The sequence below is a fragment of the Rhizobium sp. P2_G9 genome, from assembly GCF_056403475.1.
Map to the genome: position 1 here is coordinate 30,373 of NZ_JBFUFK010000051.1, position 16,053 is coordinate 46,425.

16 protein-coding genes are annotated in these 16,053 nt (G+C 62.2%); 4 read left to right on the top strand and 12 right to left on the bottom strand.

What is annotated here, in order from left to right:
* Window positions 1-3 precede the first annotated feature (3 nt).
* Genes AC1DYF_RS32630 through AC1DYF_RS32675 form a run of 10 tightly spaced genes read right to left on the bottom strand, consistent with a single transcriptional unit; the run spans window position 4 to window position 8,989 of the window.
* Complete coding sequence (locus AC1DYF_RS32630) at window positions 4-1,080, bottom strand: ABC transporter ATP-binding protein (protein WP_477882023.1); 1,077 nt, start codon at window positions 1,078-1,080, stop codon at window positions 4-6.
* On the bottom strand, window positions 1,077-1,877 hold the full coding sequence (locus tag AC1DYF_RS32635; protein ID WP_477882024.1) for an ABC transporter permease: 801 nt from the start codon (window positions 1,875-1,877) through the stop codon (window positions 1,077-1,079). Before AC1DYF_RS32635 ends, AC1DYF_RS32630 begins: the two co-directional genes overlap by 4 nt.
* Before the next feature lie 3 nt (window positions 1,878-1,880).
* Window positions 1,881-2,738 (bottom strand): ABC transporter permease, encoded by an 858-nt coding sequence (locus AC1DYF_RS32640; protein WP_477882026.1) that lies wholly within the window; start codon window positions 2,736-2,738, stop codon window positions 1,881-1,883.
* A gap of 60 nt (window positions 2,739-2,798) precedes the next feature.
* Entirely contained in the window at window positions 2,799-3,809 is a 1,011-nt protein-coding gene (locus tag AC1DYF_RS32645; protein WP_477882027.1) for an ABC transporter substrate-binding protein, read from the bottom strand.
* Between the two features lie 37 nt (window positions 3,810-3,846).
* Window positions 3,847-4,176: an NIPSNAP family protein gene (locus AC1DYF_RS32650; protein ID WP_477882029.1), complete on the bottom strand. Its 330-nt coding sequence runs from the start codon at window positions 4,174-4,176 to the stop codon at window positions 3,847-3,849.
* 4 nt (window positions 4,177-4,180) lie between these two features.
* On the bottom strand, window positions 4,181-5,644 hold the full coding sequence (locus AC1DYF_RS32655) for an aldehyde dehydrogenase (protein WP_477882030.1): 1,464 nt from the start codon (window positions 5,642-5,644) through the stop codon (window positions 4,181-4,183).
* 7 nt (window positions 5,645-5,651) lie between these two features.
* Window positions 5,652-6,689, bottom strand: coding sequence for an LLM class flavin-dependent oxidoreductase (locus AC1DYF_RS32660; protein ID WP_477882032.1), 1,038 nt, complete (start codon window positions 6,687-6,689; stop codon window positions 5,652-5,654).
* A 3-nt stretch (window positions 6,690-6,692) separates the two neighbouring features.
* Entirely contained in the window at window positions 6,693-7,616 is a 924-nt protein-coding gene (locus AC1DYF_RS32665) for a flavin reductase (RefSeq protein WP_477882033.1), read from the bottom strand.
* Complete coding sequence (locus AC1DYF_RS32670; RefSeq protein WP_477882034.1) at window positions 7,606-8,412, bottom strand: alpha/beta fold hydrolase; 807 nt, start codon at window positions 8,410-8,412, stop codon at window positions 7,606-7,608. The genes AC1DYF_RS32665 and AC1DYF_RS32670 overlap by 11 nt, the downstream gene beginning before the upstream one ends.
* Window positions 8,387-8,989, bottom strand: a complete 603-nt coding sequence (locus AC1DYF_RS32675) for an amino acid synthesis family protein (protein WP_477882035.1) — start codon at window positions 8,987-8,989, stop codon at window positions 8,387-8,389. Before AC1DYF_RS32675 ends, AC1DYF_RS32670 begins: the two co-directional genes overlap by 26 nt.
* Window positions 8,990-9,085: 96 nt before the next feature.
* On the opposite strand from AC1DYF_RS32675, the gene AC1DYF_RS32680 reads away from it, so the two are divergent.
* Window positions 9,086-9,784: a GntR family transcriptional regulator gene (locus AC1DYF_RS32680; protein ID WP_477882036.1), complete on the top strand. Its 699-nt coding sequence runs from the start codon at window positions 9,086-9,088 to the stop codon at window positions 9,782-9,784.
* Window positions 9,785-9,793: 9 nt separating this feature from the next.
* Here AC1DYF_RS32680 and AC1DYF_RS32685 read toward each other — a convergent pair whose 3' ends face one another.
* Window positions 9,794-11,215, bottom strand: a complete 1,422-nt coding sequence (locus AC1DYF_RS32685; RefSeq protein WP_477882037.1) for an amidase — start codon at window positions 11,213-11,215, stop codon at window positions 9,794-9,796.
* A 92-nt stretch (window positions 11,216-11,307) separates the two neighbouring features.
* Between AC1DYF_RS32685 and AC1DYF_RS32690 the strand changes: the two genes are divergently transcribed.
* Window positions 11,308-12,090, top strand: a complete 783-nt coding sequence (locus AC1DYF_RS32690; protein ID WP_477882038.1) for a helix-turn-helix transcriptional regulator — start codon at window positions 11,308-11,310, stop codon at window positions 12,088-12,090.
* Between the two features lie 30 nt (window positions 12,091-12,120).
* Here the strand turns inward: AC1DYF_RS32690 and AC1DYF_RS32695 are convergent, their stop codons facing one another.
* Window positions 12,121-13,452, bottom strand: coding sequence for an APC family permease (locus AC1DYF_RS32695; RefSeq protein ID WP_477882039.1), 1,332 nt, complete (start codon window positions 13,450-13,452; stop codon window positions 12,121-12,123).
* A gap of 479 nt (window positions 13,453-13,931) precedes the next feature.
* Here AC1DYF_RS32695 and AC1DYF_RS32700 point away from each other — a divergent pair, with 479 nt between their 5' ends.
* Window positions 13,932-15,002: an enoyl-CoA hydratase/isomerase family protein gene (locus tag AC1DYF_RS32700; RefSeq protein ID WP_477882041.1), complete on the top strand. Its 1,071-nt coding sequence runs from the start codon at window positions 13,932-13,934 to the stop codon at window positions 15,000-15,002.
* A gap of 16 nt (window positions 15,003-15,018) precedes the next feature.
* Window positions 15,019-15,906 carry a 3-hydroxyisobutyrate dehydrogenase gene (gene mmsB, locus AC1DYF_RS32705; RefSeq protein WP_477882042.1) on the top strand — a complete coding sequence of 296 codons (888 nt, stop codon included), beginning with the start codon at window positions 15,019-15,021 and terminating at the stop codon, window positions 15,904-15,906.
* Window positions 15,907-16,053 lie beyond the last annotated feature (147 nt).

Consider the following 16,053-nt stretch of genomic DNA (forward strand, 5'->3'; position numbering starts at 1 on the left):
AGCTCACATGAAAACGTGTGCACTTTCCGGGCTGAATCTCAATGACACATCCTGCCCGACCGCGAGGCCGGCCAGYGCCCCATGGCCAAACGGCAGACGCACCGAGACCGGCTGTACACCCTTGGGCTCGACCAGAACATGGATGTTGTTGCCGAGGAATGTCAGGTCGCGCACGACGCCGCCAAACGCGCCGGGAACCAGGCCCGCTTCCAGCTCTATACGCTCCGGACGCAGCAGCAACGACGCCTTGCCGCTTTCCGCCTTGGCCCCATGCATCGGCACGCCTGCGACAACGGTCCCGTCCGGAAGCACGACCCGCGCCTGCTTGCCGTCTGTCGCATCGATCCTGGCGTCGATGAAATTGCTGTCGCCGATAAAGCCGGCGACGAAGCGGGTTGCGGGGTTGGCATAGAGCTCTTTACCAGTGCCGATCTGGTCGATCTCGCCCTGACTGAACACAGCGATGCGATCGGAAAGCCTCAGTGCCTCCTCCTGGTCATGGGTGACATAGAGGATGGTGACGCCGGTTTCCTGGTGGATGCGGCGGATCTCAAATTGAATTTCCTCGCGCAGCTTCTTGTCGAGCGCCGAGAGCGGCTCGTCCATCAAGAGCACCGGCGGATTGTAGATCAGTGCCCGCGCCAGCGCGACGCGCTGCTGTTGGCCGCCGGACATCAGCGCCGGCTTGCGGTCCTCGAAACCTTCGAGGCGCACGAGTTTCAGCGCAGCCTTGACGCGCTCGGCGATCTCGGCCTGCGGCCGGCGGCGGATGCGCAAGGGAAAAGCCACGTTCTCGCCGACCGACAGATGCGGAAACAGCGTGTAGCGCTGGAAGACCATGCCGATATTGCGCTTGTGGGAGGGCGTTGCCAGTAGGGACTTGCCGTTGAGCAGGATATCGCCCTCGCTGGGGTCCTGGAAGCCGGCAAGGATATAGAGTGTCGTCGACTTGCCCGAGCCCGAAGGGCCGAGAAAGGTCATGAACTCGCCTTCGGCAACATCCATGGTGACATTCTTGATCGCCGTGACCGGGCCATAGACCTTGCGGAGGCCGCGAATGCTGAGAAAGGATTCGCTCATGCTTTTCGTCCCTTGCGGAAGAGCGCCGCCACGATCATCAGAAGGATGGTGAAGGCGATAAGAAGTGTGGAAGCGGCGGCGATCACCGGCGTCAGGTCCTGTCGAAGCGTCGACCAGATCTTGACCGGCAGCGTCTGCAATGTCGGGCTGGCCATGAAGATCRCCAGCACCACCTCGTCCCAGGATGCGAGGAAGGAGAAGATCGCGGCGCCGAAAATGCCGTGGCTGATCGCCGGCACTGTCACCCGGAGCCGCGCCTCCCAGGGGCTGGCGCCGCAAAGCACGGCCGCATCCTCGATCGACTTGTCGAAGCCATCGAGCGCATTGCCGATGGAGATGATCGAGAACGGCAGGGCGATCAGGAGATGGGCGATGACAAAGGCAATCGTCGTGCCGGCAAGGTTTAGCCTGAGGAAGAGCGCGTAGAGTGCGACCGCAAGCACGACGACCGGCAGGATCATCGGCGTCAGGAACAGCGCGCGGAGCACATCCCGACCAACGAACGTGCCGCGATTGAGGCCGAGCGCGGCGAGAAAGCCGATCACGACGGAGAGAACGGTGACGATGGCCGCAATTTTGAGGCTGGTCAGCGCCGACAGGAACCAGCGCGGATCGGCGAATAGCTCCTGGTACCAACGGAAGGTCCACGACGGCGGCGGAAAGATCAGCCATTGCGACGAACCGAACGACAGGGCCGCGATGAACACGATCGGCAGGATCAGGAACAGGCAGACGACGACCACCAGCCCGACCAGGAATATGCGAAGTCCGCCAAGCTTGTCGAAATCGAGCAGCATCGCCTACCTCGCCTTGTTGGGATTGACGAAGCGCAGCTGCACCGCATAGAGCGCCAGCGTCACGACCAGCAGCACCAGTGCTGCGGCCCCGCCCATGCCCCAGTTGACCAGCGACTGCACGAACTGGGCGATCAGTTCCGCCAGCATCATATTGGCCGTACCGCCGAGCAGGGCCGGAGTGACGAAATAGCCGAGCGACATGACGAAGACCATGAGCGCCCCAGCAGCGATGCCGGGCAACGACAAAGGCAGCAGGACACGGAAAAAGCACTGCGCCTTGTTGGCGCCGCAGAGCGCGGCTGCCCGCAGCGTTGCCGGATCGATCGAGCGGATGACGCCCATCAACGGCAGGATGACGAAAGGCAGCATGATATAGGTCATGCCAATGGTGACCCCGACCAGGTTGTTGACCAGCGCCAGCGGCTGGTCGATCAGGCCGAGGCCGATCAGAGTCTTGTTGATCACGCCGGTGCGCTGCAAGAGCACCATCCAGGCATAGGTGCGCGCCAGAAGATTGGTCCACATCGACAGGATGATGATCGCCAGCACCAGCCGCGACCAGCGCTCCGGCATGATGGCGAGCAGCCAGGCGACCGGATAGCCGATCAGGACCGAGATGAGGGTGACCAGGCCGGCCACGGTGAATGTATTGAGGAAGACCCTGAGATAGGTGGTCGAACCGAGAAGCTCGGCATAGTTCTGCAAGCCCGGCTGCGGCTCCAGCACGCTGCGCAGCAGCAGCATCAATACCGGCACGACGAAGAACAGCGCGATCAGCACCAGCGCCGGCAGCACATAGCTGAAACTGCCATTTCGCCTGCGCTCGACGCTTGTGCCCGCAATCACTGCTGAAGTGGCCATAGGATCATGATCCAGAAAGAGGGTGCGAGCGGGCCGGCAACCGGCCCGCTCCGGTTCAAATTACTTGGCCTGCCAAGCATACCAGCGGGTGCCGATCTCGTCGCGATGATCCGCCCAGTAATCCATGTCGGCATTGACCTGGGTATCGGCCTGCATGTCCGGCAATGTCTGGCGAATCTTGCCATCCATCAGCGTGTTGGAGTCGAGATTGGTCGGGGCATAGCCGGTCGTGGTGGCGAACTGCGCCTGCGCCATGGCGCTGGTGGCATTGGCGATGAATTTCATCGCCGCAGCCTTGTCCTTGGCGCCCTTCGGCACGACGAGCGCGTCGGCTGCGGTGATGTTGTTGGTCCAGGATGTCTCGACATTGACGCCGGTCGCGGCCAGCGCGGTCAGGCGGCCGTTCCAGAACGAGCCGAACGGTGCTTCGGCGGAAGCCAGCAACTGCTGTGACTGGGCACCGCTATCCCACCAGACGATGTCGGACTTGATCGTGTCGAGCTTCTTGAAGGCGCGCTCAAGATCGAGCGGATAGAGCTTATCCGCCGGCACGCCGTCGGCCAGCAATGCTGCCTCGATCACACCGGGCGCAGACCACTTGTAGAAGGCGCGCTTGCCGGGGAATTTCTTGGTGTCGAACAGGTCGGCCCAGGTTTTCGGGCAGTCCTTGATGGCGTCCTTGTTGCAACCGATGACGAAGGAATAATAGAAGCTGCCGACCGAATAGTCTGTGACGAAGCGCGGGTCGAGCTTGGACTTGTCGATGACCGAGAAATCGAGCTTTTCCAATAGGCCCTTCTTGCCCGCCTGCACGGCATAGTCGCCTTCGACGTCGACGACGTCCCAGGTCACGTTACCGGCCTCGACCATGGCCTTGATCTTGCCGTAGTCGGTCGGGCCGTCCTGGGTGACGTTGATCTTCGTTGCTTCGGTGAAGCTCTCGGCCCAATTGGTCTTCTGCGCATCCTGGGTGGTGCCGCCCCAGCTGGTGAACACCATGTCTTCGGCACGCGCCATGCCGGCAAAGCCGAGTGTGGCGGTGAGAAGTACGATCGCAATCCTATTTTTCATGTTCCCTTTTCCTTTTTGCTTGGTCGTCTGGTTGTCGTTAGGCAGGCTTGGTCCCGCCGAGCGGCGAAAAGGCCGCCGGCGTCATGATCTTGCTTTCCGCAGTGACGATGAGGTCGCGGATATCAGGCAGGAAAGCCTGCCATTCCGGATCGGCAGCGAGGCGGGCACGCCGCGCCTGGCGATCATCGAGGCTCACAAAACCCCAGATGTGGACGATCTCGTTGATCGGCCCGATCTCAGACGAGAAGTAGCCGACCAGATTTCCCAGATGCTTCTTCTGGATGGCGATGCCGATTTCGCCGACCACTTTGAGATAGTCTGGAATGGCGCCGTTCTTCAGCCTGTAGGTGCGGATCTCGTAGAACATGGCGTCACCTCATCACGAAGGGATCGGGGAATGGATCGTCGGATGTCCTGAGCCAAACCGTCTTGGTGCGGGTAAAATCCAGCGCCGCCGCCAGGCCGCCCTCGCGGCCGTGGCCCGACTGGCCGTAGCCGCCGAAGGGCGCAATGGGCGAAACGGCGCGGTAGGTGTTGATCCAGACGATGCCGGCGCGGATCTTTTTGACCATGCGATGCGCGCGGGTGAGGTTCTGGGTAAAGACGCCGGAGGCAAGACCGTAGCGGGTGGAATTGGCCAGTTCCACCGCCTCTTCCTCGTTGGCGAATGAGATGACCGACAGGACCGGACCAAACAGCTCGGTCTCGACCGACGGTGCGTTGACGCCATCGCAGTCGAGAATGGTCGGCAGATAGTAGAAGCCATCCCCCTCCCCGACTTGGCCGCCCGTCACCACCTTGGCCCCGGCATTGATCGACGCGGCGACCACTTTTTCGATACCGTCGCGCTGGCGGCGCGTGCAGAGCGGGCCGACCTCGGTCGCCATCTCAAGCGGCGAGCCGATACGGATCGCTTCGGCCTTGGCCTTCAGCATCGCCGCGAAGCGATCCTTGATCGATGCCTCGACGATGAGGCGTGAGCCGGCAACGCAGCTCTGCCCGGTCGCGGCGAAAATGCCGGCGACCTGGGCATTGGCCGCACTTTCGAGATCGGCATCGGCAAAGACGATGAACGGCGACTTTCCGCCGAGTTCCAGCGACGTGCTGGCGAGATTGTCCGCCGAATTGCGCACCACGTGCGCCGCTGTCGAGGGACCGCCGGTAAAGGCTATATGGGCAACGCCGGGATGGCGGGTCAGAGCGCTGCCGCAGGACGGGCCGAAGCCGGTGATGACATTGACGACGCCCTTGGGGAAACCGGCCTCGTCGATAAGGCGGGCGAATTCGAGCAGCGGCGCCGGGCCATCCTCGGAGGCCTTGACCACCAGCGTGCATCCAGCGGCCAGCGCCGGCCCGACCTTGACCGCGGCGAGAAACAGCTGGCTGTTCCACGGCACGATCGCGGCGACCACGCCCACGGGCTCGCGGCGCGTCCAGACATCCATGTCGGCCTTGTCGATGGCGAGCGTCGCGCCCTCGATCTTGTCGGCAAGGCCGGCATAATAGCGATAATAGTCGGCCACATAGGCGATCTGTGCCGAGGTTTCGCGGATGATCTTGCCGGTGTCGCGGGTTTCCAGTTCAGCCAGCCGCGGAGCGTTCGCCTGGACAAGGTCGGCGAGGCGGTAGAGCAGCTTGCCACGCGCGCTTGCCGTCATTGCCGGCCAGGGTCCGCTCCAGAGCGCCCGCTCCGCGGCCTTGACGGCGCGGTCGACATCATCTTCCCGCGCCTCGGGCATCGATGCCCATGCAGCACCCGTCGCAGGATCGACCGAGTCGAAACGGGCTGAACCGTCTTCGAATGTGCCGTCTATGAATTGCTGAAAGCTCTGCATGACCGCCTCACTGGAATGCCGGCATGACATCGGCGATGAAACGTTCGAGCGACGCCTTCTTGCGCTCGAAACTCATGCCGCTGTCGATCCAGAGGGAATATTCGTCATAGCCGAGGTCCTCGTAGACCTTGAGCCGCCTGATGACTTCGGAGGCGTTGCCGATCGGCATGTTGGCCATCATCGTCTCGGGCGCGAGGTTGGGATTGGCGTTCAACTCCTCCTCGGTCAACTGCTCGATCAGCCCCTGGCTGATCGGCCGCTGGTTTTTGAACCAGGCGAAGAAATAGTTGTAATAGACGCTCAATTCCTTTGCCGCCTGGGCGATATCGGCCTGGTCGCTGCCGACATAGGTGTGGAGCAGCAGCATGATCTTCGGCCGGGCAATATCGGGCGCCTTGGCGCAGGCCGCGGTGAACCGCTCCATCAGGCTGGCGATTTCGGCTTCGCCATTGGCCAGCGGCGTGCACTGGACATTGCAGCCATTGGCAACGGCGAATTCATGACTGTTGGGATCGCGCGCCGCCACCCAGATCGGCGGATGCGGCTGTTGCAACGGCTTCGGCGCCGAGGTGGTGGCCGGGAATTTCCAGAACTCGCCGTCATGGGCATAGTCACCCGCCCACACACCTTTGACTGCCGGGATCAATTCGCGCATGCGCTGGCCGGCGCCCCAGGCATCCAGGCCCGGCAACAGCCGCTCATATTCGAAACTATAGGCGCCGCGGGCGATGCCGATATCGAGCCGGCCATCGCTGATGATGTCAGTCATTGCCGCTTCGCCGGCGAGCTTGATCGGGTGCCAGAACGGCGCGATCACCGTGCCGGTGCCGAGGCGGACATTCTTGGTGCGGCGCGCCAGATCGGCGATATTGACGAACGGGTTCGGCGCGATGGTGAAATCCATCGCATGATGCTCGCCGGTCCAGATCGCGTGCATGCCACCCTTGTCGGCTATGTCGCAGAGCGCAATGAACTCGTCGTAGAGCTCTTTGTGGTTCTGGCTTGCATTCAGCCGCTCCATATGGACGAACAGCGAGAATTTCATGACTTACCCTTTCGTGGCCACGGCATGCACCCGGCCCTTATCCTGATCGCCGAAATAAATGCCGAAATTGCCCAGCATGCTTTCCGCAGAATAGCGCTTCACAAGCTCGCGCACCGCATTGTCGGCGATGTCGGCGACCGGAAGCGCCTGCACCGGAAACAGTCTTCCCGATTTCGGTTCGCCCGCACCGAGCGTCGCGCGATAGACGACATGCTGGCGGCCGGTCTTGGTGTCCTCGTAGACCGAGTAGAGAAGCCCGGTCTGGCTGGTGAGCCCGATCTCATCGGCGGCATAGTTTTCTAACGCCTCGATGCCATCGGTTTCGCCCTTTTCGACGAAAGGCAATGTCCAGCCGCCCTTGCCATCGTCGACCAGCAGGATTTCACCATCCCGCTCCGCGACAATGCCAAGCAGGAGACTTCCATCTGTATTGGCGAGCAGCGTCTTCTCGGCCAATGCCGGCGTGAAATAGCCGCCGCGCGCATAGCCGAGGCCGGTCTTGCCGGTATTCTCGACGCCTTCGATCTTGCCGAGCAGGATCACGTGATCGCCGGCATCGACGAGCTGATGCATCGAACAGTCGAACCAGGCGGCGACATCGGCGAAGACCGGCGAGCCGAAYGGGCCTGTCTTCCAGTTGACCGCCGCGAAGCGATCTTCGACCGGCCGCGCAAAGGTATTGGAGACGTCCTTCTGCCCTTCGGAGAGGATGTTGACGGCAAAGCCTTTTGCCGTGGTCAGCGTCTGGTAATTTCGCGAGGTCTTGGCGAGGCAGACGAGCAGCAGCGGCGGATCGAGCGAAACGCTGGTAAAACTGTTGGCCGTGAAACCGATCGGCGCTCCGTCCTCGGTCGTCGTGGTAACCACGGTCACGCCCGTCAGGAACGCGCCGAATGCATCACGCAAGGCTCTGGGTTCAAACGTCATTCCCCACCTCCCATGTCAACCAGTCGGCCAAAGCCGCGTTCACGTGTTCCGGCGCGGTGAGATTGACCATGTGACGATGGCCATTGATCACCACGGATTTTCCATGCGCCGCTGCGGCGGCCATGTCTTGCGCCATTTTCGGCGTTGAATTCAGGTCGCCATCACCGGTGAGAAACAGCGCCGGACAGGCGACGCGAGCCCAACAATCCGAATAGACCGAATCCCCTGTCGCGAATGCCCGATAGGCGGTCGCATAGCCGGCAGCGTCGACGGCCTGCAGCAGGTCATGCACCAGCCGATAGGCGTCGCTCGTCGTCTCCTCGGGGGAAAACCAGCGTTCCAGCGGCGCTTCGCGATCGAAGAAGCCGCTGACGATTTCATCGGCCCGCGCCTCGACCGCCTCGCGTGCCCCGGTGCTGCGCTTGTGCACACCATTCAACAAGGCCACGCGGCGTATCTTCTCCGGCGCTGTCGCCACGATGCCGGTCGCAATCAATGCGCCCATGGAATGGCCGGCAACATTGACCCGGCCAAGATCCATCTCGTCGAGGAACCGGTCGAACCACGCGACGAAATTGGAAAGCTGCGGCGGCCTGCCAAGCGGCGCGGAAAGACCGTGGCCCGGCAGATCGACCGCGATCACCCGGCATTGGGATGCGAGCGCATCGATCTGCGGTCCCCAGGCTTCGATGCGCATGCCCACGCCGTGGATAAGGACGAGCGTCTCGTCGCCCTCTCCGCACTCGACATAGGCAGCGCCCGAAACTGTCTTAGACCGCTGCAGGGTTTGCAACATCGTGGCCCAACTCCCTAAGGTCCTGGTAACGGTCGCCGATGCGATGATGCGGGCGGCCGCCGATCGAAGCACCCAATGCTATGACGATCTCATTGGCCGCCGGCGCATCCGGGATGGCGCATTGGATCGTCAGGTAGTGCGACCGCCGGCCTTCGTCGTTCTTGTCCATCAGCGGGATCATGATCGGCGCATTGGCCGGGCCGCGCGTATTGCAGAAGGCGAGATAGGATTTGGCGCCGACCGCCGAACGGTAATGATTGCCGAAGCGCAAAGTGTGGATCAGCGCCGAGGCATGCTCGACCTCACCGTCGAGACCAACCACCGCCGACTTGCCATAGCCTTCCACCACGGCGCCGGAGCCGGCCGTGTCAATGATCATCCTGGTCAGCAACTCACCCAGTACCGGAGCGACAGCATGGATTTCCGGCTTCAGGTCTTCGACGAAGCCGCGCCCCGCCCAGGGATTCTTCACCACCGCCATGGCCGCAATCAGCTTCAGCGGTACCGGCGCCTCGCGGCCGCCTTCGATCAGCGTGGTTTCCACGTGCAGCAAAGTCTTACGGATGGTCGCCGCCACGGTATCCTCCTGTCCATTTGTCTCCTCATATGTTGGTATACCATAAGACCGAGTGTCAAGACTTGTGCAAAAAAAAATTTAGGGCTACACAAAGCCATGACCAAGACCGTCGAGAATCTTGCGGCCCTCCGCATCGAAACCCCGCCCGTAACCCTTCGGGAAATAGCGCTCGACCGCATGCGCCGCGCCATCATTGCCGGCCTGTTCGAGCCGGGAGCGCGGCTTGTGGAGCGCACGCTCTGCGACCAACTCGGCGTCTCCCGATCCGTCATCCGCGAAGTGATCCGCCATCTCGAGGCGGAGGGATTGGTGGAGATGCTGGCCAAGCAGGGGCCGATCGTCGCCCGCCTCAGCTGGGACGATGCGCGGCAGATCTACGACATCCGCGCCGCGCTCGAATCAACCGCGGTAGCCGACTGCGCCCGGGTGGCCGACGAGAAGATCAAGACGAGGCTGCGGCAGGCGCTCGATGAGCTCGACCGCTGCTCGCAGCAGAATTCCCCGCCCGGCATTCTCGACGCCACGACGGAATTCTATTCGATCATCTTTGAAGCAAGCGGCCACAATATCGCCTGGGAGATCGTTAGCCGGCTCAATGGCCGCATCTCACGTCTGCGCGTCATGACGCTGTCGACGACAAACCGGACAACCTCAGGCCCGGCGCAGATCCGCGAGATCTTCGCCGCCATCGACCGCAATGATCCCGAAGCCGCTGCGGAGGCTTGTCGCGCGCATGTCACTGTCGCTGCAGGCATCGCCCAGACCCTGTTGAAAGGGAGTGAGCCAAAAAGCTAGAAATATGTTTTACATCGCGTCTGGTCGAGCGAAACGCGCCTCAAGTGCAGCACCAAAGCCCAGAACCTCTTCGTCGGCGAAACGCCTGCCGACAATCTGCAGGCCGACAGGTAAGCCATTGGTCGCGCGGCCGACTGGAAGCGATAGCGCCGGCAGCTGCGGCAGCATGTTGAATGGGCAGGTCAGATCCAAACCCTTGAACCGCCCATCTGGCAGGTCAACAACATAATCATCGTCGGTTTCGGTCACCAATGGCGCGGTGATGGCGCAGGTCGGGCAAAGCAGCGCGTCGTAATTCTCGAAAATCCCGGCCATGTCGCGCCACATGGCGGTGCGCAGCAGTTCCACCCGTTTATAGGTCGTGGCGTTGAAGCTCAGGCCGCGCTCGATCATCGAAACGACATTCGGATCCATGCGGTCGCGATAGGTGGCGATCGTGTCGCCGAAATAACCCGACATGAACACGCACCAGAGATCGAACCACTCGTCGTTGACGGCGCGCGACCAGTGCATCGGCACCTCGTCGACGATCGCTCCCGCCCTCCGCAATTCGTCCACCGCATTGCGGATCGACGCCTCGACCTCGGGCTGGATATGATAGTAACCGAGATCCATCGACAGCGCGAACCGCCGATCCTCGACACTCCGCGCCACCTTGGCGGGATCGAAGCCGATCGGAAGGGACGAAATATCCTCGTCGTTCGGACCGCAGGCAACCATCATAAACGCCGTCGCATCATCCACGCTGCGCGCCAACGGCCCGAAATGGGAGATATTGTCGAACACACTTGGCAAGATGGTCATCGGGATACGCCCGAGACTGGGCTTCAGTCCGACAGTGCCACAAAAGGCCGCCGGAATGCGCACCGAGCCGCCCATGTCAGTGCCTTCAGCGAACGGCACGACGCCAGTGGCCACCGCCACCGCCGAGCCGCCGGAGGAACCGCCGGAGGTCCGTTGCGGATCGACAGGATTGCGCGTGATGCCCCAGCGGGGGCTGTTGGTGAAGCTCGAATAGGCAAATTCCGGTGTCGTCGTCTTGCCAATCAGGATGGCGCCTGCCGCCTGTAAACGGCGGATGCAAAGGGCCGTTTTCGCCGGCACCCAGTCGCCTCTGGTCCACGAGCCGAGTGTCGTCACATCGCCTTCGGTCGGCGTCAGGTCCTTGGCGGCGAAGGGAACTCCGGCCAGCGGTCCGGCCGCCTCGCCGCGTGCTATCTTCGCATCGGTTTCGCGCGCCGCGACCATCGCCTTTTCTTCGCGAATGAGGGCGAAGGCGTTCAAGGTGGCATTGATCGCCCGCGCCCGACTGAGTGACTCGCTTACTACGGTTTCGGCCGTAAAGGCCCCGTCGCGGATGCCGCGGGCGATCTCGGTTGCCGAGAGGTCGAGCGGATGCCCGACTTCGGTCGTGGTCATCGGCTTGTTCATAGGCTCATCCCATCACTCGATTGTTGCATTTCCCACCGAAAGCGCGCTTGCTGCAAGAGCCGCCGCGCACCAGACCTGCCCAGAGACAACCAATGCATTCCGCCCCAAAACCGCCGCGCCGGACGCCTGCCTTCGACGCCTGGAACGCAGCGCTTGCGCATGCAGCAAATGCCATCGGCGCGCGCGGCTTTCCGGATGCCCTGGCTTCTGCGCTCCGCCTGATCTCGCCGTTCCAGATGATGAACGGCTTCATCTATTCCCCCAGTGGCCACGCCTTCGATCTCTATAATGAGAAGATCGTCGCCGATCGGTCGATCATCGTCGACCGCTACCTCGCCGGCGCTTTCCTGCTCGACCCGTTCTACGATGCAGTCAGGAAGAATGGAACGCAGCGGATGATTGTCATGCGCGATATCGCACCCGACGATTTCCGGCAGACCGAATATTACCGGCAGCATTATGCGACGACCGAGATCATCGACGAGATCGGCTTCGTCCTGCGGCTCGAGAGCGATTTTCTTGCCGTCCTGTCGTTGTCGCGGACCGGCGACGCGCCGCTGTTTTCCGATGGCGATCTCGAGCAGCTGAGGGCGGCCTATCCGATCGTCTGTGCATTCGGTGAACGTCACTGGCGGCATGTGCCGAGCCTGTCCCTGGACATCAAGAACGCCGCGCCGGCGGCCCGGATTGAGCATCCCCTGCTGACAAAACGCGAGCTGGAGATTGTGACGCTGATCCTCAAAGGGCATTCCAACCTCTCGCTCGCCGCCGTGCTCGGACTATCTATGAATACGGTCAAGGTCCATCGCCGCCAGATCTACGCCAAGCTCAACATTTCCAGCCAGGCGGAGTTGTTCCGCGTGTTCATGGCGTGAGGCCCGGCCGAAACCGGGCCTCATTTACCCTTACTCGGCGAAATCCATCTCGGGAGGCGCGGCCTGGAAGAACCGGGTCAGGTAAGCGAGATAAGCAATGCCGATGACCAGCCAGATCAGACCGAGGATCTTGGCATTGCTGTCGAGATTCCAGAGCAGGAAGAGGTCGCAGACCGCCGCCAGGACCGGAATGACCAGACCGACAATGGCGCCGAGCGGCTTCACCTGGCCGTCACCCCGGAGATAGAGTGCGATCACCGAGATATTGACCGCGGTGAACGCCAGGAAGGCACCGAAATTGATGAACGACGTGGAGGTCGTGACATCCATGGTCAGGGCCAGCAGGCCGACAATGCCGACCAACACCAGGTTGAGCAGCGGAGTGTGCCACTTGGCGTCGAGTTTGCCGAAGAAACTGGACGGCAGCACGTTGTCGCGGCCCATGGCGTAGAGCAGGCGGCCGACACTGGCCTGGGCGGCAAGACCGGAGGTGAACTGTGCCACGACCAGCGTCGCCAGGAAGACTGTCACGAACACATCGCCGCCGATCGCCTTGGCGATCTCGGTTGCGGCGGCATCGACCGACATAAACGTGCCGCCCGGATGGGCAAGCTGGGTGAAATAGGCCGAGACGACGAAGATCAGGCCGCCGGCCAATGCGGTGATGAGGATCGCCCGCGGCATGGTGCGCTTGGCATCCTTGGTTTCCTCGGTCAGCGTCGAGACCGCATCGAAACCAAGGAAGGAATAGGCGGCAATCGCTGCTCCGGCGATCGATGCCGAGAACGGCACGCCGGCGGTGAAGAAGGGTTTTGCGGAAACCAGTCCGCCAGGACCGTTGGCAGCGATCACATAGCGGACCGCGAGGAAGACGAAGGCAACCAGGATCGCCAATTGCACGACCATCAGGATCAGATTGACGCGATTGGCAAAGGCAATGCCGACGACATTGACCACGGTTGTCAGCAGAATGAAGCCGATGATCCAGACCCAGGCCGGTATCGTCGGAAAGGCCGAAGTCAGGTAGGCCGCGCCGATCAGCCAGATCACCATCGGCAGGAAGAAATAATCGAGCAGCACCGCCCAGCCGACGAGAAAGCCGATGCTGGGGCTGATCGACTTGCGGGCATAGGTATAGGCAGATCCGGCGACGGGATAGACCCGCGCCATGACACCATAGCTGATCGCGGTGAGCAGGATCGCCCCCGCCGCCACGAGATAGGACATGGCCGTGGTGCCCTGGCTCGTCGAGGCGAGCGCCCCGAACGTGCCGAAGACGATCATCGGCGTCATATAGGCAAGGCCAAAGAGCACGACGGACCAAAGTCCGAGCGCGCGGTCAAGTTTCACGGGATTCGTCATGTTGTTCGCCTCTTCGCTCCGTTTATTATTGTGACGAAAACATGACGGAAGACGTCCGGGCCGAACATAACCCCAAGGTACTATCCGGTGGCGAGCAGGGTGACGGCATTTGACGCGAAGACCCACGCCAACTTGCAGGGTCGAGCCCTCGTCTCGACCCGCGCTTCACCGGCCGCCGGCTATAGAGCTGAAAGCGCTGTCGCGATGCCAGGCGTCGATACGACGAAAGACAGTCCAAGTTTACTGTTCAACAGTGTTGCCAGCCGTTGCCGCGGCGGGCGCCGACGTTGTTTCCCCATCCCCTCTATGCGCCCGCCCAGCGAGATCACTTCGCCACTGTTGACGGCTGCCCTTCTCGGAAAAGCTCTTCGCGGACAGGAGATGCGCCCATCGATCAAATTGGCAGCTTGTCATAGCCTATGGCCATCGCGGCACACATGCGTCATCATCGTCTCATATGTGGCATGAAAGGAACCGGAATGCTCCTGCAAGGCGACGAACGAGCCGAAATCCTTGTTGGCAAGTCGGGTTCGGTGGGACATATCAGCCTCAATCGACCGAAAGCGCTCAACAGCCTGACACTCGGCATGGTGCGCTCGATCGAAGCGACGCTCGATTCCTTCGAGACGGATCCCGGCGTGGCGCTCGTGCTCGTCACCGGCGAGGGCGACCGGGGGCTCTGCGCGGGTGGCGATATCCGGATGATCTATGAGAGCGGCAAAGCCGGCACGCCGCTCGCGGAGACTTTCTGGCGCGAGGAATATCGTCTCAACAGCCGCATCGCCCGTTTTCCGAAACCCTATGTCGCGATCATGGACGGCATCGTCATGGGGGGCGGTGTTGGTATTGCCGCACACGGCAGCCACCGGATCGTTACCGATCGGACAAAGCTCGCTATGCCGGAGACCAGCATCGGCTTCTTCCCGGATGTCGGCGCGACCTGGCTGCTGTCGCGGCCCAACCGCGAATGGGGCACTTATCTCGGCCTGACCGGCACGACGGTCGGCGCCGCCGCAGCACTCGCCGCGGGGATGGCCGACTGGCATGTGCCGCATGCGCGGCTRGAAGCTTTGGCCGCAGCACTTTCCGCCCTGCCGCCGGAAAGCCAGAGCGATCGGATCAACGACGTCCTTGCCGAATTTTCAACCCCGCCTATTCCGGATGTCACGGAGGACATGCGCGCGGTCGTCGAAGACGCCTTTGCCCGCCTCACTGTCGAAGACATTATTGATGCTCTCGCTTGGACATCCGGCGAATTTGCCGCCTCCACCGGTGCTCTCCTTACCACCCGCTCGCCGACCTCGATGAACGTCACGTTGCGGCTGCTCCGCCAAGCGCGCGCAAGCAAAAACCTCGACGCCTGCCTGGCAATGGAATTCGCCGCCACACATGCCGTGCTGAAAAGCCCGGATTTCTACGAGGGCATCCGGGCCGCGGTGATTGACAAGGACCGCAATCCGAAATGGGCGCCTGGCGCGCTGGCCGAGGTCGACCAGAATGTGATCGATTCCTATTTCGCACCGCATCCGCGCCCACTTTTCGAGCAATGACAAGGGAGGACATCAAATGGCGACCATAGCTTTCATCGGTCTCGGAAACATGGGTGGGCCAATGGCCGCCAACCTGGTCAAGGCAGGGCACACAGTGCGCGGCTTCGATCTCTCCGAGTCCTCGCGCAAGGCTGCGGCCGGCATGGGCGTCGCCGACACTGGCTCACTCCCCGACGCTGTCAGTGATGCCGACATCATCATCACCATGTTGCCGGCGGGCACGCATGTCGTCGCGGTCTGGAGCGAGCTTGCCGGCCTCGTCCGGTCCGGCATGCTGATGATCGACTGCTCGACCGTGGATGTCGCGAGCGCCCGCAAGGCGCATGCGATCGCCGCAGATACCGGCTGTGCTTCGCTCGATGCGCCGGTCTCCGGCGGCACCAGCGGTGCGGCAGCCGGGACGCTGACCTTCATGTGCGGCGGCGCCAAGGATGCCTTTGACCGCGCCGAGCCGGTTCTCGCCCAGATGGGCCGGCGCATCATTCATTGCGGCGAGGCCGGCACGGGCCAGGCGGCCAAGATCTGCAACAACATGATCCTCGGTATCAGCATGCTCGGCGTCTGCGAGGCCTTCGTGCTCGCCGAAAAACTCGGCCTGTCGCATCAGGCGCTGTTCGACGTCGCCTCCACCTCATCAGGGCAATGCTGGTCGATCAACACCTATTGCCCCGTGCCAGGCCCGGTGCCGACCTCACCCGCCAATAACGGCTACAAACCCGGCTTCGCCGCGTCGCTGATGCTGAAAGACCTTCGCCTCTCGCAACAGGCCGCCATGGCGACGGGCACGACGACGCCGCTCGGCGCGCAGGCAGCACAACTCTACAGCCTGTTCAACAATGACGGCCATGGCAACGAGGATTTCTCCGGCGTCATCAATTTCATCCGCGGCGGTGCGGCAAAATAGGGAGCAGTGTGACGGTTTTTGCTCGTTCGTCGCCCGGGCAACCAGGTTTCCCTGCAGGCGACGCCGTGGTAATGAAAACAGTGCCTATCTCAGGCGCCGCGATGTGCAACACGGCTGCGGATCGGCACCCGGACACTTCGCCGCCGG